Origin of the sequence: Dermabacter sp. HMSC08H10 (genome assembly GCF_001807585.1) — a bacterium.
Taxonomy (GTDB): Bacteria; Actinomycetota; Actinomycetes; order Actinomycetales; family Dermabacteraceae; genus Dermabacter; species Dermabacter hominis.
Map to the genome: position 1 here is coordinate 125516 of NZ_KV789415.1, position 14459 is coordinate 139974.

At 62.1% G+C, this 14459-nt stretch carries 11 protein-coding genes and 1 pseudogene; 6 read left to right on the forward strand and 6 right to left on the reverse strand.

Annotation, left to right across the window (positions count from 1 at the left end):
* Positions 1-31 precede the first annotated feature (31 nt).
* Positions 32-1759, reverse strand: coding sequence for a glycerol-3-phosphate dehydrogenase/oxidase (locus tag HMPREF3176_RS01030; RefSeq protein ID WP_070457493.1), 1728 nt, complete (start codon positions 1757-1759; stop codon positions 32-34).
* 152 nt (positions 1760-1911) lie between these two features.
* Here HMPREF3176_RS01030 and HMPREF3176_RS01035 point away from each other — a divergent pair, with 152 nt between their 5' ends.
* From HMPREF3176_RS01035 to HMPREF3176_RS09950, 5 genes and pseudogenes are all read left to right on the forward strand, one after another.
* The gene (locus HMPREF3176_RS01035) at positions 1912-2904 is read left to right on the forward strand and encodes an asparaginase (protein WP_070457494.1); all 993 of its coding nucleotides are present in this window, start codon (positions 1912-1914) and stop codon (positions 2902-2904) included.
* Between the two features lie 107 nt (positions 2905-3011).
* Positions 3012-4169 (forward strand): ATP-binding protein, encoded by a 1158-nt coding sequence (locus HMPREF3176_RS01040; RefSeq protein ID WP_070457496.1) that lies wholly within the window; start codon positions 3012-3014, stop codon positions 4167-4169.
* An 83-nt stretch (positions 4170-4252) separates the two neighbouring features.
* Positions 4253-5158: a DUF2268 domain-containing putative Zn-dependent protease gene (locus HMPREF3176_RS01045; RefSeq protein ID WP_070457585.1), complete on the forward strand. Its 906-nt coding sequence runs from the start codon at positions 4253-4255 to the stop codon at positions 5156-5158.
* Positions 5159-5172: 14 nt separating this feature from the next.
* Positions 5173-5940 (forward strand): MerR family transcriptional regulator, encoded by a 768-nt coding sequence (locus HMPREF3176_RS01050; RefSeq protein WP_083286155.1) that lies wholly within the window; start codon positions 5173-5175, stop codon positions 5938-5940.
* A 79-nt stretch (positions 5941-6019) separates the two neighbouring features.
* Positions 6020-6507, forward strand: a pseudogene (locus HMPREF3176_RS09950) (integrase core domain-containing protein); the annotation flags it as partial.
* Here the strand turns inward: HMPREF3176_RS09950 and HMPREF3176_RS01055 are convergent.
* Both HMPREF3176_RS01055 and HMPREF3176_RS01060 read right to left on the reverse strand, forming a co-directional pair.
* Positions 6504-7952, reverse strand: a complete 1449-nt coding sequence (locus tag HMPREF3176_RS01055; protein WP_083286156.1) for a multidrug effflux MFS transporter — start codon at positions 7950-7952, stop codon at positions 6504-6506. The pseudogene HMPREF3176_RS09950 and the gene HMPREF3176_RS01055 sit on opposite strands and share 4 nt — an antisense overlap.
* 105 nt (positions 7953-8057) lie before the next feature.
* Positions 8058-9572, reverse strand: coding sequence for an ATP-binding protein (locus HMPREF3176_RS01060; RefSeq protein ID WP_070457590.1), 1515 nt, complete (start codon positions 9570-9572; stop codon positions 8058-8060).
* A gap of 310 nt (positions 9573-9882) precedes the next feature.
* Between HMPREF3176_RS01060 and HMPREF3176_RS01065 the strand changes: the two genes are divergently transcribed.
* Positions 9883-11283, forward strand: a complete 1401-nt coding sequence (locus HMPREF3176_RS01065) for a glycoside hydrolase family 15 protein (RefSeq protein ID WP_070457498.1) — start codon at positions 9883-9885, stop codon at positions 11281-11283.
* On the opposite strand, the gene HMPREF3176_RS01070 is transcribed toward HMPREF3176_RS01065, so the two are convergent.
* The 3 genes from HMPREF3176_RS01070 to HMPREF3176_RS01080 all read right to left on the reverse strand — a co-directional run bounded on the left by HMPREF3176_RS01070 (position 11280) and on the right by HMPREF3176_RS01080 (position 14188).
* Positions 11280-11939 carry an ABC transporter ATP-binding protein gene (locus HMPREF3176_RS01070; protein ID WP_070457500.1) on the reverse strand — a complete coding sequence of 220 codons (660 nt, stop codon included), beginning with the start codon at positions 11937-11939 and terminating at the stop codon, positions 11280-11282. The genes HMPREF3176_RS01065 and HMPREF3176_RS01070 overlap by 4 nt on opposite strands.
* 15 nt (positions 11940-11954) lie before the next feature.
* Positions 11955-13343 (reverse strand): hypothetical protein, encoded by a 1389-nt coding sequence (locus HMPREF3176_RS01075; RefSeq protein WP_141742315.1) that lies wholly within the window; start codon positions 13341-13343, stop codon positions 11955-11957.
* A 74-nt stretch (positions 13344-13417) separates the two neighbouring features.
* Positions 13418-14188: a hypothetical protein gene (locus HMPREF3176_RS01080; RefSeq protein WP_070457504.1), complete on the reverse strand. Its 771-nt coding sequence runs from the start codon at positions 14186-14188 to the stop codon at positions 13418-13420.
* Positions 14189-14459 lie beyond the last annotated feature (271 nt).

A 14459-nucleotide genomic window follows, 5' to 3' on the forward strand; every position in this document is an offset into this window, starting at 1 on the left:
TTAATCGTGGGTGCGCTTTCGCGCGCGTTGGTTAGCGTGCGGGAATTTCGCGCACGTTCTCGAGGAGGGCAGCGGCATCAGCATCGCTCGTCGTGTGCTCTGCCTCGAGGCGCGCGGCAATGAACGTCGAGTACGCCTCGATCTCGGCCTCGCGCCGCGCCTCGTCCCAGCCGAGCTCGTCGGCGAGGATCTCCGCGACCTCGCGAGCAGCGCTCACGCCACGATCGCGCGTCTCGTAGTCGAGGCGCGTGCGGCGCATGAGGGCATCGGCGAGGTGTAGCACGCCCTCGCTGCGCGCGGCGTAGACGATTTCGGCGCGAAGGTAGCGAGGGGCGTCCGTGAGCGGTGTCGCGAGCTCGGGGTTCTCGTCCATGAGGGCAAACAGATCCTCGAGCAACGAGCCGTAGCGGAAGAGCAAGCGTTCGAGGCGTACCTCGTCGATTCCGTACTTCTCCGCGAGCGCGGTTGCACGCACTCGCATCTCCTCGTAGCCGGCACCGCCGATGACGGGGATGTCGCGAGTTTTGGTCTTCGGGGCATCGGAGGTCCCGCGAAGGGCGAAGTCAACGACGTCCTCAGCCATGACGCGGTAGGTCGTGTACTTGCCACCGGCGATCGCGCTCAGCCCCGGTTCGACCTCCATCACCGTGTGTTCGCGCGACACCTTCGTCGAGGCGCCGTCGGACTTTTTCACGGGCTGAAGAAGGGGGCGCAAGCCGGCGTAGACGCCGATGACGTCCTCGCGCGTGAGCGGGCGGCGAAGCACGTCGTTGGCCTTTTCGAGCACGTAGTCGATGTCGCTGCTCGTTGCGGTGGGCACCGAGACGTTTTCTTTCCAGGGGGTATCGGTCGTGCCGATCAGCCAGTATTCGTCCCACGGGATGATGAACAGCACCGATTTCTCGGTTTGCGTGATGATGCCCGTATTGTCTTTCGCCTCAATCGCCTCGCGCGGCACCGTGATGTGGATGCCTTTCGAGGCCAGCACCTGAAGGCCTGAATCGGCACCGGCGCGATCCTGTTCTTCACCGGTCCACACGCCACCGGCAAGAATGACCTCGCGCGCGTACACCTCGTACTCGTTGCCGGTCTCGAGGTCCGTGATGGCAGCGCCCACGACGCGGCCACCGTCCTTGAGGTAGCGCGTGACCTTCGTGTAGTTCGCGGCGGCGGCGCCTAGGTTCACGGCGGAGCGCACGAGCATCGCCACGAAGCGCGCGTCATCCATGCGGGAGTCGTAGAACTCGATCGCCCCCGAGTTCTTTTCGGGGTCGAGTCCCGCGAAATCCCTTGCGAGGCCCTTGGAAAAGACGTGCTTGTGGATCGGGACCTCGCGGTGGCCGATTTGCATCGCGTCGTAGAGGGCGATGCCCGAGCCAATGAACCCGCGCTCAAAAACATTCTTCATGGGGAACATGAAACTGATGGGCTTCACAAGGTGCGGCGCAGTCTTTGAGATGAGCAGGTCGCGCTCGCGCAGAGCCTCGGCGACGAGAGTGAAGTCGAGCATTTGCAGGTAGCGAAGACCGCCGTGCATGAGTTTCGACGAGCGCGAGCTCGTGCCGCTCGCCCAGTCGTTCATTTCGACAACGCCGACGCTAAGCCCGCGGGTCGCGGCATCGAATGCGGCGCCAGCGCCGTTCACGCCACCACCAACGATGAAGATATCGAGTGGCTTTTCGGCGCTCGTCGAGGCTAGCCTTTCGAGATGCGCGGCGCGAGTGGTGGAGTTAAGTGCGGAACGGGCGGATGCGGACATAACACTTCCTTCGTCAGTGTGCTCGGTTCGCCGTTGAACCACGTTTAGCAAGCTCAGTGAGGCTAACACCGCCACATCATTGAAGGCGGTGAGTGACCGATTGGCCCGGCTCTACACTGGTGGCACGCGCACCGGCACGCACAGGAGCACTCATGACCGCGACCTTCCGCATTCTCGTTCTCGGCCTCGGCGGCACGATCGCCATGAGCCAAAACCAGCCGGGTGGGCACGCCTCCCCCGCTGCACAGCCAGACGCGAGCATGTTCCCCATCCCCGGCATCGATCTCGAGTTTCGGGAAATCGCGAACGTGGGTTCGCCCTCGGTCACGTTCGCGCACGTGCGGGAGGTTCTGCGGGTGGCACGGGAGGGGTCCGACGCTGGCTTTCGCGGCATCGTGCTCACTCACGGCACCGACACTCTCGAAGAGACGGCGTTCTTGCTCAATCGCTATTGGAACCTCGATACGCCACTCGTTGTCACGGGCGCGATGCGCCCCGCGAATGCCCCCGGCGCGGATGGACCCGCGAACCTTCACGACGCGATCGTCACCGCCGCGAGCGAGCAGGCGCGCGGCCTCGGCGTTCTCGCGGTTTTCGACGCGCTCGTGCACGCCGCCGATCGCGTGACGAAGGTCAGCTCTCGAAGCATCGACGCGTTCGATTCGGAGCCCTCGGGTCCCCTTGCGCTCGTGAGCAAGGATGGGATTCGCGCGATGTATGCGCTGGAGGCGTCGGACTGCGTGATGCCTACCGTGCCCGCAGAGCTTCCCTCCGTACCGCTCATCGGGACGGGCCTGTTTGATCGCGGCGAGGCGCTCGGGGCCCTCGTGCATCGGCCCGAGCCACCCACGGGCATCGTGATCAATGGCGTGGGAATGGGGCACGTGCCCGAGGCTGTGATGCCGCTCGTGCGCGAGGCCCGCGAGCGCGGCATCCAGATCGTTGTCGCGACGCGAATTCCCGAGGGCGGCACGTCGACCTACCACTACTCTTACCCGGGCGCGGAAGTGGATCTCATCAATTCGGGTGCGTGCATGGCCGGCATGTTGAGCGCGCACAAGGCGCGTCTGCTGCTCCAGGTTCTGCTCGCCGCCGGCGCGAGCCGCGAGGAGATCAGCGGCGCGTTCGCGGGCTTCGCCTACTGATGCTCTGCGGCAGCCACCCCGGCCCTAATTTTCATAAATTTCATAAATTTCAAAGCAATTCATAAAACTCATAGATCTTCATAGGTGCTGCGGCCTACTCTTGAGGTATGACCGGTGCACGCAACCCCTTCCGCGCAACCCTTGGCGCCACTCCCCCGCTTCTTGTCGGTCGCAACGAAGCGGTGCAGAACTTTGCCTTCGCGCTCGACGACGGTCCCGGAGCTCACGAACGCATCTCGCTCATTGTGGGCCCAAGGGGAATCGGGAAGACGGTGCTTCTCAACGCATTCGAGGACACAGCGGAGGAGCACGGGTGGTTCGTCATAAGCGAGACGGCGACACAGGGCTTTGTGGAGCGCATCCGCAGCGAGATCATTCGCCGTTTGGCACGTCAGCGCTCGCAACTCAAGGGCCTAGGGCTCTCCCTCTTCGGCGTTGGCGGCTCCGTCACCTGGGACTCATCCTCGATCTCGGAAACGTCGTATTCCTTGCGCAATGCCCTCGATGACTACCTCGCGTACAAGGCCGATCTCGATCGCTCTGCGGGACAGCCCGCGAGCGGCGTGCTCATCACCCTCGACGAAATGCACCACCAACGCAACGATGAACTGATCGAGTTCGGTGCGACCGTTCAGCACCTTGTACGAGAGGGAAAAGACATCGCTGTCGCGATGGCCGGGATCCCCTCGGCGATCAAACCGTTGCTGTCCAGCCGAACCAGCGAGAGTGAGGGTCCAAACCCCATCACGTTCTTGCGCCGTGCCGAAAGAATTGAACTCGACCGTGTATCGGACGATGACGTGCGCCTCGCGCTCGAGAGTCCGCTAGCCGAAGCAGAGATCACCTGGGCGCACGAGGCACTCGAGACCGCGGTCAACTCGTGCCAGGGCTACCCTTTTATGATCCAGCTCGTCGGGCAGTGGGCGTTTCGCGAAGCTCAGGGTAGGAGTATCACGCGAGAAGCTGCCGAACGAGGAGCAGACAAGGCCCGACGAAAACTCGGCCAACTCGTTCACGAACCGGCGTTGGCCGATCTCTCCGATGTGGATCGATCGTTCCTCGTTTTCATGGCTCGAGACGATGGGCCCACAGAGATCGCTGCCCTTAAGGCAAGACTCGACCGTTCAGATTCCTACGTCAGCAACTACCGCAGACGTCTTATCGATGCCGAAATGATCGTCGAAGCTGGGCGTGGTCGCATTGATTTTGCGCTGCCGTATCTGCGCGAATATTTGCGCGAGCACGCCGCCAGCCTCGTGGACTAGGTGTACTAAGTGTACTGACCGGAGACGTTGATCACGGTCAGGAGCTTGACCTTGACGCAGCGTCAATGTTTAGCGTCGTGGGCATGACAGTGACGATGATTGACAGTGCCGCTGGGATGCGGGAGATGGTGAGCAGTTCTCCGGAGCAGTGGAAGGACGCAGCTCGCAGGCTGTGGGAGCCGATGGCGGGAATGCACTTCTTCATTCCCGGTGGACCTGATCTGGCTGCGGTTCACAGCCAGAACTTCGGTTTCGGACCCTCCGTAGCGGCAGACAAGATCCTCGGCGCGGTCGACGCTTTGGAACGCGCCGATGCTTGGGGCCGTGTCGAGCGAGCGCTCGAAACGGGGCTGCGGGAGCTGAACGCTGCCGATCCGACTGTGACAATGCCTGACCTGACGGTGTTGCTCGTGCTCGGGGATCCCACCAACAAGCACTTCATGGATGAGATCCGCGGCCTGTCGGCCTTCGGTGGGATCAGCGGGTACATCGCCATCACGATCTGGCCCACCGACGAGGTTCTGGCGCGGTTGGAGGGCATCGCCCTGCACGAGCTCCACCACAATGTGCGGTACTCGCCCGGAGGCGTGGTGTGGAACCCGCAGACGGTCACGGTTGGCGAGCACGTAGTGGCTGAGGGTCTCGCGGACCTGTTCGCCGCCGACCTCGTGGGCGAGCAGGGATTCACGCACTTCGTCAGCGACCAGACCCGTACCAGTGACGAGGTGCTGCGCCGCGTCACCGAAGGCCTGGACGTGACTGGCATGCAGGATTTCGCGGCTTGGGTGTTGGGCGATCCGAGCGCTTGCCTGTTCGGCGCAACACCGGTCGGGCTGCCCACCGGGGCCGGTTACGCTGCCGGGGCACGCTTCGTGTCCGCCTATCGGGAGGCCACCGGACAGTCACCCGCCAGGGCCGTGGCAACGCCCGCCTCCGAGATCCTGGCCGTGGCACTGCCACAGTTGGGTCTGACAATGCCAGCCCGCTGACGAGAGAGGCCGAAATGATGGAGTGGACCGTCCAAGAACTCGCTGACCGCGCCGGCATCAGCGCCAGGACATTGCGTCACTATCACCAGATCGGCCTGCTCGTCCCGGACCGGATCGGCGCGAACGGCTATCGCTACTACGGACCTGTCGCCGTGGCACGCCTGCAACGCATCCTGCTCCTGCGTGAAGCCGGCCTGGCCCTGGGTGCGATCGGCGAAGCGCTGGCAAGCGACGCGAACCCAGACGAGGAGATCACCGCCCTCGAGGCGCACCTGGTACACCTCGAGCACGAGCGGGAAGCGCTGGAACGTCGTATCGCGTCCGTCGAGCACACCGTGACGATGCGACGCGAGGGACGCCAACCGCGGATGGACATGGTACTCGAAGGCTTCAACGACCGCTATGAGGCCGAGGTGACCCAACGATGGGGACGCGTGGTCTTCGAGCAGTCCAACCGGTGGTGGCATAGCAAGAACCTCACCCAGCAACGTCAGTTCCAGGCCGACGCCGAACAGCTCCTGGCGCGGTGGGGCGAACTCCACCAGTCGGGTGTCTCCCCATTGAGCGACCAGGCCCAACAGCACGCAGCCGCCCATGCCGCCTGGTTCGCCCAGATCCCCGGGACGCCCGGGCATGCTGGCGACCTGGACAAGACCCGCGCCATGCTCACTGGCATGGCCAACCTCTACGCCACCAGCCCAGACTTCCATCCCGCTTTCGGTGGTGCAGAAGCCGCCGGCTTCGCCGCCCAAGCGCTGCGCCACTACGCCCAGAGCCACTGAAAAGCACCCTTCGGGATGGTCGCTGCGACCGAAGGGAATGCCGCCATGACTCATGCCAATGCAGCACTCACTCCACGTCACCCCGGACAAGCAGAAGAACAAGTACCGGGACCCGTTGATGGGCAAGACCTACGTCCATACCGTCATTGACGACCATTCCCGTGTCGCCTATGCCAAGATCCACGACGACGAAACCGCCATCACCGCCACCGCGGTCCTGGTGCGGGCTGTCGAGTGGTTCAACGCCCGCGGCATCACCGTCGAGCGCGTCCTGTCCGACAATGGCGGCGCCACCGGTCCCACCTGTGGCGAGACACCTGCACCGAACTCGGGATCACGCACAAGCGCACCCGTCCGTATCGGCCGCAGACCAACGGCAAGATCGAACGCTTCCACCGCACCTTGGCCGACGGCTGGGCCTATGCCCGCTGCTACACCTCAGAGGCCGAACGCCGGGGCAAGCTCGACGGCTGGCTGCACTACTACAACCATCACCGGCCACACACCGCCTGCGGCAACCAGCCGCCGTTCTCGCGATTGACCAACGTCCCCGGTCAGTACAACTAGGCCTGCGCGCGGCGGACAATGAGCACGTGCGCGAACCAGAAGACGGCACCGCCGGCCGAAAGAGCGAGCCCGCCGATACCGAGCTTCACCAGGTCGGCGCCAAGCATTGGCACCATGACACCGGAAGCGATCGCGGCGACGATGAGGTTCACGAACGTCGCGAAGCTCGTCGCGGCGCCGCGCTCCTCGGGGAACATGTCGAGAACCTCGAGCTGCACGGGCGCCATCATGAGCGCCGCACCCATGCCGAGAAGGCCCGGGCCAATCATGACCAGAAGGTGCCACACGCCGAACTGCGAGGTGAGTTCCGGGGTGAGCATGGGAATGAGCACCGAGAGAACCCCTCCGAGAACCGCAGTGATGAAGGCGATCGTGATGAGGCGCGAACGGCTCATGACGAAGGCGAGGCGCCCCACGAGGTAATTGCCGAGAATCATGCCCGCAATGATCGGGATAAACAGCACCCAGTAGTCCTGTTCGCCAAGGTGCATCACGTCGGGAACGATGATCGGCGCCGCCGAAATGAAGATGAAGTCGGCCTGGCTTGCGAGGCCAAGCGCGAGCGAAAGGCGCCAGATGACCGGCGAGCGCAGCACGCGCCCGAGCGACGTGAGGATGCCCTTCGCGTTGAACGGCTGGCGCTTCTCGGGAAGGAGCGTCTCGGGGATGACAATGAGCATGAACACGAGGGTGACGAGCGCGTAGAGGAGCATCGCCCCGAAAATCCAGCGCCACGGCCCGAGTAGGAGGATCCAGCCGCCGAAGATCGGCGCCGCCGCGGGCGCGAGGGCGAAAATCATCATGACCTGGCTCATGAGCTTTTGCGCTTTGCCGCCTCCGTAGAGGTCGCGGATCACGACGCGAGAGACGATCGTCGCTCCGCCCGCACTGAGCCCCTGGAGCACGCGGAAGGCGAACAGCATCGGGAGATTGACGGCGAGCGCCGCACCGAGCGAGCCGATCGAGAAAACGATGAGCGAAATGCTCATGACGCGCTTGCGCCCGATGGCATCGGAGAGTGGGCCGTGGAACATGCTCATGCACGCGAAGGAGATGAGGTACAGGCTCGTCACCTGCTGCATCGCGGCCGCGTCGGTGTGGAAGTCGCCCCTCATCGCTGGGAAGCCCGGGAAGATCATGTCGATCGAGAACGGGCCGAGCATCGCGAGCAAGGCCATCGCAAACGTGAAACCGAAGGTGACCTTTTCTGTGCGCCCCAGGTGGAGGCGGAGCGCGGCCGTCTCGGTCGCGACTTCCTCGACCTGCTCGATCGGGCCGGTCAGGTGCGAGACGTTGTCGGTGGGGTTGGCGAAGGCGACCTGCGGAATTTCTTCCGTCAGCGGTCGCGGTTCCTCGGTTGCGAGGCTTTCGGCGGCGCGCTCATCGGCAAGCCGCGCAAGTTCGAGTGCGCTGGTGTCGGTTTTCCTCTGAGAATCGTCTGTCACTTGGTCAAGTTTATGGAACTCTCGCGGCCTTCCAACCCCTCTCGCACAACATCACTCATGACTTCAGTGACACTCTTGCAACACTTCACCGCACAAGCGTGACCGTCAGTCGTTGAGGCGCAGATACTTTCTGTTTCTGCTTTGCGGCGGAGCAGTCGCCTTTACTAAACCCTCGTCAACGAGCGTTCGTAGCGCCGGCCTGAGCGAAGCCGCTGGTCGCCCTGTCATGTCTTCGAGTTCACGAATAGAGCGCGCCTCTCGCAGGTCAAGTGCATGAAAGACCTCGCCTTTTACACCTTGCAACGGGAGACCTTCGCACTGTCTAAGCTCCTCGGACTCACGTACGTGTCTCGCGAGCGAGACCGTTACGCGAGCGATGGTGGAAGCGCTGTAGTCCGGCTCGGGGAGTCCACTCTCTCGCATCGCATTGATCATGCGAGGTACTCCCGACCCTTGATTCTCTCCAACGGTGTCCGAGGAATCCGGCAGCGGCACGTCTGTGAGCAGTCGAGAAAGAGCAGCGTTTCGTGAATCGGAACGCCCTTCCCCCACGTTCTCTTTGGAGCGATCCCCCCAAAAACCGCCGGGATTCGAGATATCAATTCGATCGGGATAGATATCGACCGACACCTGCTGCCCAAGAACGAAAGCGGAGTAGTCACGGTGCGTCACGGCGTTAGTGATAGCCTCGCGGACCACTTCCTCGGGAATCTCTGGGACGTCTTCACCTCGCACCCCATTCACAGTCCGCGCCGTGATGAGATTCCGCATGACCGCGTGCGCAGCATCGCGAATCGCCACAGGGATTGGACCGTCGCACACCTGGCGATCCAGGAATCTGACTGCTGAGGAAGCCGACTTATTGCTCCGGGGGTGGGCCGTCACATCAATCGTGAGTTGAGGGAATCGCTGCTGAGGGTATTGCCCCAGCGCGAGGTAGCCCGCGAGAGTCGCACGCCCCTCGTTATCAAGCACGTTCAGTCTCGTTAGCGCCTCAGTCACATCGTCCTCACGGACACCGGCAAGTGCGTTGGAGCGGCTCGAACGTACTCGATCAAGCGTGCGGCGAACGCTAGCGGAGTCCAATGAGTCGACGTTCGTTGCCTCGACTGGTTCACGATCCGTGTAGTCTCGCCGGTGCGAATGTTGCATCGTGTACACCTCGTATGCGGTGAGATGCCTGTCGGCGTCGCCGAGACGTATGTAACTACCGCGCCCGATTCCTTGCGCAGTGACATAGCACGGGCCGATTTCTCCGAGACTCGCATTGAGCGGTTCGACGCGTATTCGCACGATGGGCGCCCCGTCGATCTCGTCGATATCCACATCGCAACTTGGCACCGGAGAGACCTTCGCGTGGACAGATCCATGCCGTTTGTCGACTCCCGAGAGGAATTCGTCACGCACGCGTTTGGCATCGAAACCCGGTGCAGCTTCAAACCTCTTTTGCTCATCTAGCCCGAGAATGATGAGACCACCTTCACCGTTGGCGAACGCTGATACGGTTTCCCACACTGTTTTAGGCAGTTTCCGGGAAGAGGCCTTGATCTCAACGCGCGCATCGTCGGTTCCTAGGCGTCGCGCTCGTTCGACTTCTTCACGCCAGTCACTGTCAGTCATGCCCTCACTGTACATCACTGAAGCAGTCACTTATATAAGTGAGAATGTCACTCATGTAAGTGAGGATGTTACTGAATCCTCCTGATATGCCGAAACTCGGGGTGCCCGCGCCAATCCCGAACGCCGAAAACATTGATATCGCCGCACTTCTCAATGCGACTCGTTTTCACGGGCAGGCGAGAGAGGGAGCGCTCTAAGGTCCCGCGAGTGATGCAGCGGACCTCAGGGTCGCGCACGAGCGCACTCACGCGTTGCGCGAACAGCTTGTTAAGCTCGAGCCACACATCGCAGCGGAAGAAGGAGGAAAGCCATGCGGCGTCGCGCTCTTCTCGGCGGCGGCCTTCTCGCCGCGCTCGGCGCCTCAGCCCTGTATGTGGAGCGCGACAGCATCGCGGGCCTCTTCCCGCACGAGGCGCACGTGGACCTCTTTTCCCTCGGCGTTGCCTTCTCATCCGTGCCGGATTCACTCGCGCGCGATGTCGAGGCGCACGGTGCGGCGTCGGTTCTGCACGCCGGGAGCATCCCGGGCGTGGAGCGCACGTTCGTTCAGCCTGATTCACCCCCGATCATTGCGGGCACGCGCACTCTGAGCACTGCACACGGTGCCGAGACCCTCACCGCGATCACGCGAGCGTTCCTTGAGAAAGCTTCACGACCCGCGCCCACTCCCGCGCTCACTGATCTCGACCGCTCCGCGCTCCTCGATATTTTCACCCTCACGTGGGCGCTTCCCTCCCCCATCGCGGCGCTCAGCCCGAACTGGCGTTACACGTGGCCGCGCGATACGGCCCACGTGATCGTGGCCCTCGCCGAGCGCGGCTTTGGTGACTGGGCGCAGGGCCTCCTCGAGTACCTCGCGCGCGTCCAACGCCCTGACGGCACGTTCGAGGCTCGCTACCGCCCCGGCACTGCACGCGCGCCCGATGCCCGCTCGCCACAGTTCGATGGAATCGGCTGGTTCCTCTGGGCGGCGGCATCGCTCGCCAGGCTTGGGGTGTTGGCCTCCGACGCCTCCCCCGCTTCCTCGAGCCCGACTCTTAAACGAGCACTCGCACGCTCCGCGCGCGCCGCCGTCGACGCCACGACCACCGCGAGCGGGCTTCCGAAGCCGAGCCCCGACTATTGGGAGGTACCCGAGCGGCGCCTTACCCTCGCAACGGCGGCCATGACGCTCAGCGCGCTCGAGAGCGCGGCGCACCTTTCAAAACTGGGCTTCCTTGAGGGCGAGGCGGGCGTTGGAACTGAAACACTCGAGAGAAGGGCCCAGGAAACCGAACGCGCCCTTATAGAAACTTTCGGCCCCGGTGCCTTCCAGCGGTACGCGCGCGGCGGCGGCTTCGACGCGGGGCTGCTCATGCTCTTGCCGCCGTACCAAACGCAGGAGTTTGCCGAGCGCAACCCGACGATTGCCGGCCACATCGACGAGGCTTTCGAGGCGATGCAGCGCCCCGCCGGCGGTGTCGCTCCGGGCGCGCGCTGGAAACGCGACGGCATCAGTTGGACCCCGCAAACGGCGATGTTCGCCCAGGCCTATGCGCGTCTCGGCGAGCGCGAGCGCGCTCTCGAGCTCCTCGAATGGCTTGCCGCCCACCGCACGAGCGCCGGGGCAATCAGCGAAAAAATCCTTGCCGACGGTAGCCCCGCCGCCGTCGCGCCCCTCTCGTGGCCAGCGGCGCTCGCGCTCAGCACGCTCGAGGCGCTGCACAGCTAGGAAGCGCTTGCGGGTGGACGCACACGGTCAAACTGCATGCGATCGAGCTCGTACACGCTTGTGCACAGCTCGTCGATGTCCTCCTGGTTGTGGCTGGTCATCACAATCGTGCGCCCTTCTTCATGGAGCTCATGGAGAAGCGCACGAATATCGCGAACGCTCGTCTTATCGAGTCCGTTGAAAGGCTCGTCTAAAAGCAGAAGCGGCTGCCCTTCCATAAACGCTTGGGCAAGAGCGAGCTTTTGTTTCATGCCGAGAGAATAGTGGCGAACAGACTGGCGTAGGTTCGGCGCAAGGCCCACGCGGTGAAGAGCCTCTTCTATGTGCTCGTCTCCAATGAGCCCGCGAATAGACGCGAGCCGACGCAGGTTGTCGAACCCCGTGAGACCACCGATGAAGCCTGGGCGATCGATAATAATGCCAATTTTGGAGGGGAAGTCCTCGCCCGCACTTTTCAACTTTGGTGAGACGACGACGCGACCCGAATCCGGCTTGAGGAAGCCGACGATAAGTTTGAACAGCACGGACTTACCCGAACCGTTAGGGCCTTGCACTCCCATGAAATCGTGTTCATCGATTGCAAGCGAGGCATGACTCAAGACTGGGGTTGAACCAAAAGTGATCGAAACGTCCTGTACGTCAACAAGGCTGGTCATTGTTCACCTCTGCACTCATGTATCGAACTGAGGAATACGGGTATTGCTCTGCACGAACAGGAGCAACATAGTACTGGCGACTCCCACGGTCGCCGTTAAGATAATGGCACCTGCCGTAGCCGGAAAGGCCCCATAAAAGCCCAAGGCAAATGGGGCCGGCCACAGCGGGTTCAACCACGGCAGCGTGAGCGCCGCGCATACGACCAAAGTTATGGCGGCTACCGCCATCGACCCAAACCTCCACGCAGCGGCCATTGAGAGCAGTGTCGTCACCACTACGGTCACGATCGAGCCCAGCCACACCTGGAGGGCTGGCAAGGGCTCCGTGGGGTGATGAGCCATGCTGCTTGAAACACCACCGAGCAACACAAGCACGAGGGACAGCGCAGCGATCGCAGTGACAAGCGAACCCCCTATTGTGCGAGCGAAGAGCTTCCAAGGGTTTCCCGTACGGATCGCCACCAGCGATGCCGCGGGTGCCGTCTCACCTGCAAAACGTACAAGCGCGGCATACGAAGCCCCGAAGACTAGCACCATGTACATGAACCATGCAGTAAAGGAAAACTCTTCGCGCGCCGAACCGTAAGTGAGATACATGAAAAGGTCGGCACCGTCGGGCCGCAAGAAACTCATGAGAGTCGCCGCACCTACGGTTGCGATACACCAAAATCCGAACGGCCCTGTCCGCGCGAAGACTTTCCGAGCGCGCACCAAGACTGACGATCCACTCACACCAATAGTCAGGATCGTCGCGGTGGCGAAGAAAAGCGGAACACACCATAGGGCGCCAAATTCTTCGACACCCGCGAAGGGCACAAGGGCCACATCGGGATGACTCCACTGCGGAAACGGCCATACATGGACGAGCACGAGCGGCACGAAACCTACCCCGATCCCAGGGATCCATGGCTTCACTCGAGTATTCACGATAAGGGCCCCTAGTAGGGTCGCCGCAAGCCCGGCGAGCCCGACCTCGAACGCGATTCCGTACGCTATACAGGCCACAGGGCTTAGGTGTCGACTGGCATAGGGCTGCAGAATTCCCTGCCATATTGTCGCCGGCTGCACAGAGAGCACTTCCGGGGTCCAGGACATGCGCCACGTGTATCCAGACGACGTCGCCAAGACCCCTAACAATTTGCTTGCTCCGAGCAGCGCTCCTATCCCAGCACCACGCATCCAGAGCGCAAGAAGTCCGTGCCGTTTTGACCCGAAACGAGACAACGCAAGAGGGTTCGCCACAAAGGCACACTGCCGCAAAAGCAGAATAATGAGCAGAGGCCATTGAAAGTAACGGAAGTAGTACGGGTCTTGCCCGAAGGCAAGCACTCGTTCCCACAGCGAGATGCCGACGACCGCATCGAAATCGACGTCGCCTTTGAGCAGGGGCTGCGACGACGTCACGATAGCAAGCAGTGCGCACATCCCGCAGATGAGACCCCACCCAGCTACCGGACGCAAACGGTTCACAGCCCTCATCAGCACAAGGCCTTCGGCAGCTTCGCTGAGAACGCGGCGTAAGCAGCAACGACTCCAGCGATGAGGAAAACAACAAGACCTACGACCACGGGGATGAGGGGATCTTGTTGGGTGACACCAGTTGGAATGAATGATCGTATAAGGCTGAAGTGGTCAACCCGAAGAGCCCCCGCGACAAACTCGGAGAGAAGCACGACGACAGGAAGCCAGAGGAGTGCAACAAATCGATTCTCAAAGAACATCGCCCCTACCGCTGCCAGCGTCGATAATGCCGCACCGCCGATCCCCACCCATATCGACTGGAAAGCAAAGTACAGTACCGGGGAGACAGCATAGAGCTGCGAGAATGTTAGACGTTCTGCTACCGGTTCAAGATCGTCACCGAAAGGGTTGAAAAAATCGACGGGGATGAGGTGCGGGTGGATTCCGTATGACAGGACAGCGACGAGAGCGACACCTCCCGTGAAGGCGATAAAACCAGCACACGCAGCGCGGACTGCGTGGCGCACAACGTAGAGGCTGCGCCCTCGCCTTGCCATGATGGGCCCCCACGCACCCCCAGTGCCGACCTCCTGCATCACCACTGGCGCGTACAGCAGGGCTGCAAAAATTGGCATGAAGAAGGGCAGAAAATCCGATATCCCTAATGTGAATAGGGAGAATTGATCGGCGACCGCACCATTAGCGCGGGAGACCTCCATAAAAACGCTGGGACTCAAGAGGGCAACTATTGACATAAGAAAAGTGGAAGCTTTGACAAGGTTTTTCACGGGCGCCATTCCTGAAGCATGCCGAATCACAGTTCACATCGCCGTTTAATTACTGCGCCACTTCTCGGCAGGGCGCCCAGCATAAGTTTTCGATTGGTACGACGCGCAGCCGTCGTACCAAACATTGAGAGGAAGATCCCGCATAGGCGGATGTTGCCATAAAACCAGCCCCCGTAACGATGGCCCGAAGCAACCTTGCACGTCTACGCATCACAACGATCCCCCTCATCCTGGAACACCACTTAGACAGCAAGGATCCTACCCCCCCCCC

Bases quoted from the DNA above. Each gene is read 5' to 3' on its own strand.
- HMPREF3176_RS01040 (WP_070457496.1), top strand. From the start codon at position 3,012: ATGACCGGTGCACGCAACCCCTTCCGCGCAACCCTTGGCGCCACTCCC.
- HMPREF3176_RS01050 (WP_083286155.1), top strand. From the start codon at position 5,173: ATGATGGAGTGGACCGTCCAAGAACTCGCTGACCGCGCCGGCATCAGC.
- HMPREF3176_RS01035 (WP_070457494.1), top strand. From the start codon at position 1,912: ATGACCGCGACCTTCCGCATTCTCGTTCTCGGCCTCGGCGGCACGATC.
- HMPREF3176_RS01060 (WP_070457590.1), bottom strand. From the start codon at position 9,572: ATGACTGACAGTGACTGGCGTGAAGAAGTCGAACGAGCGCGACGCCTA.
- HMPREF3176_RS01070 (WP_070457500.1), bottom strand. From the start codon at position 11,939: ATGACCAGCCTTGTTGACGTACAGGACGTTTCGATCACTTTTGGTTCA.
- HMPREF3176_RS01045 (WP_070457585.1), top strand. From the start codon at position 4,253: ATGACAGTGACGATGATTGACAGTGCCGCTGGGATGCGGGAGATGGTG.
- HMPREF3176_RS01030 (WP_070457493.1), bottom strand. From the start codon at position 1,759: ATGTCCGCATCCGCCCGTTCCGCACTTAACTCCACCACTCGCGCCGCG.
- HMPREF3176_RS01065 (WP_070457498.1), top strand. From the start codon at position 9,883: ATGCGGCGTCGCGCTCTTCTCGGCGGCGGCCTTCTCGCCGCGCTCGGC.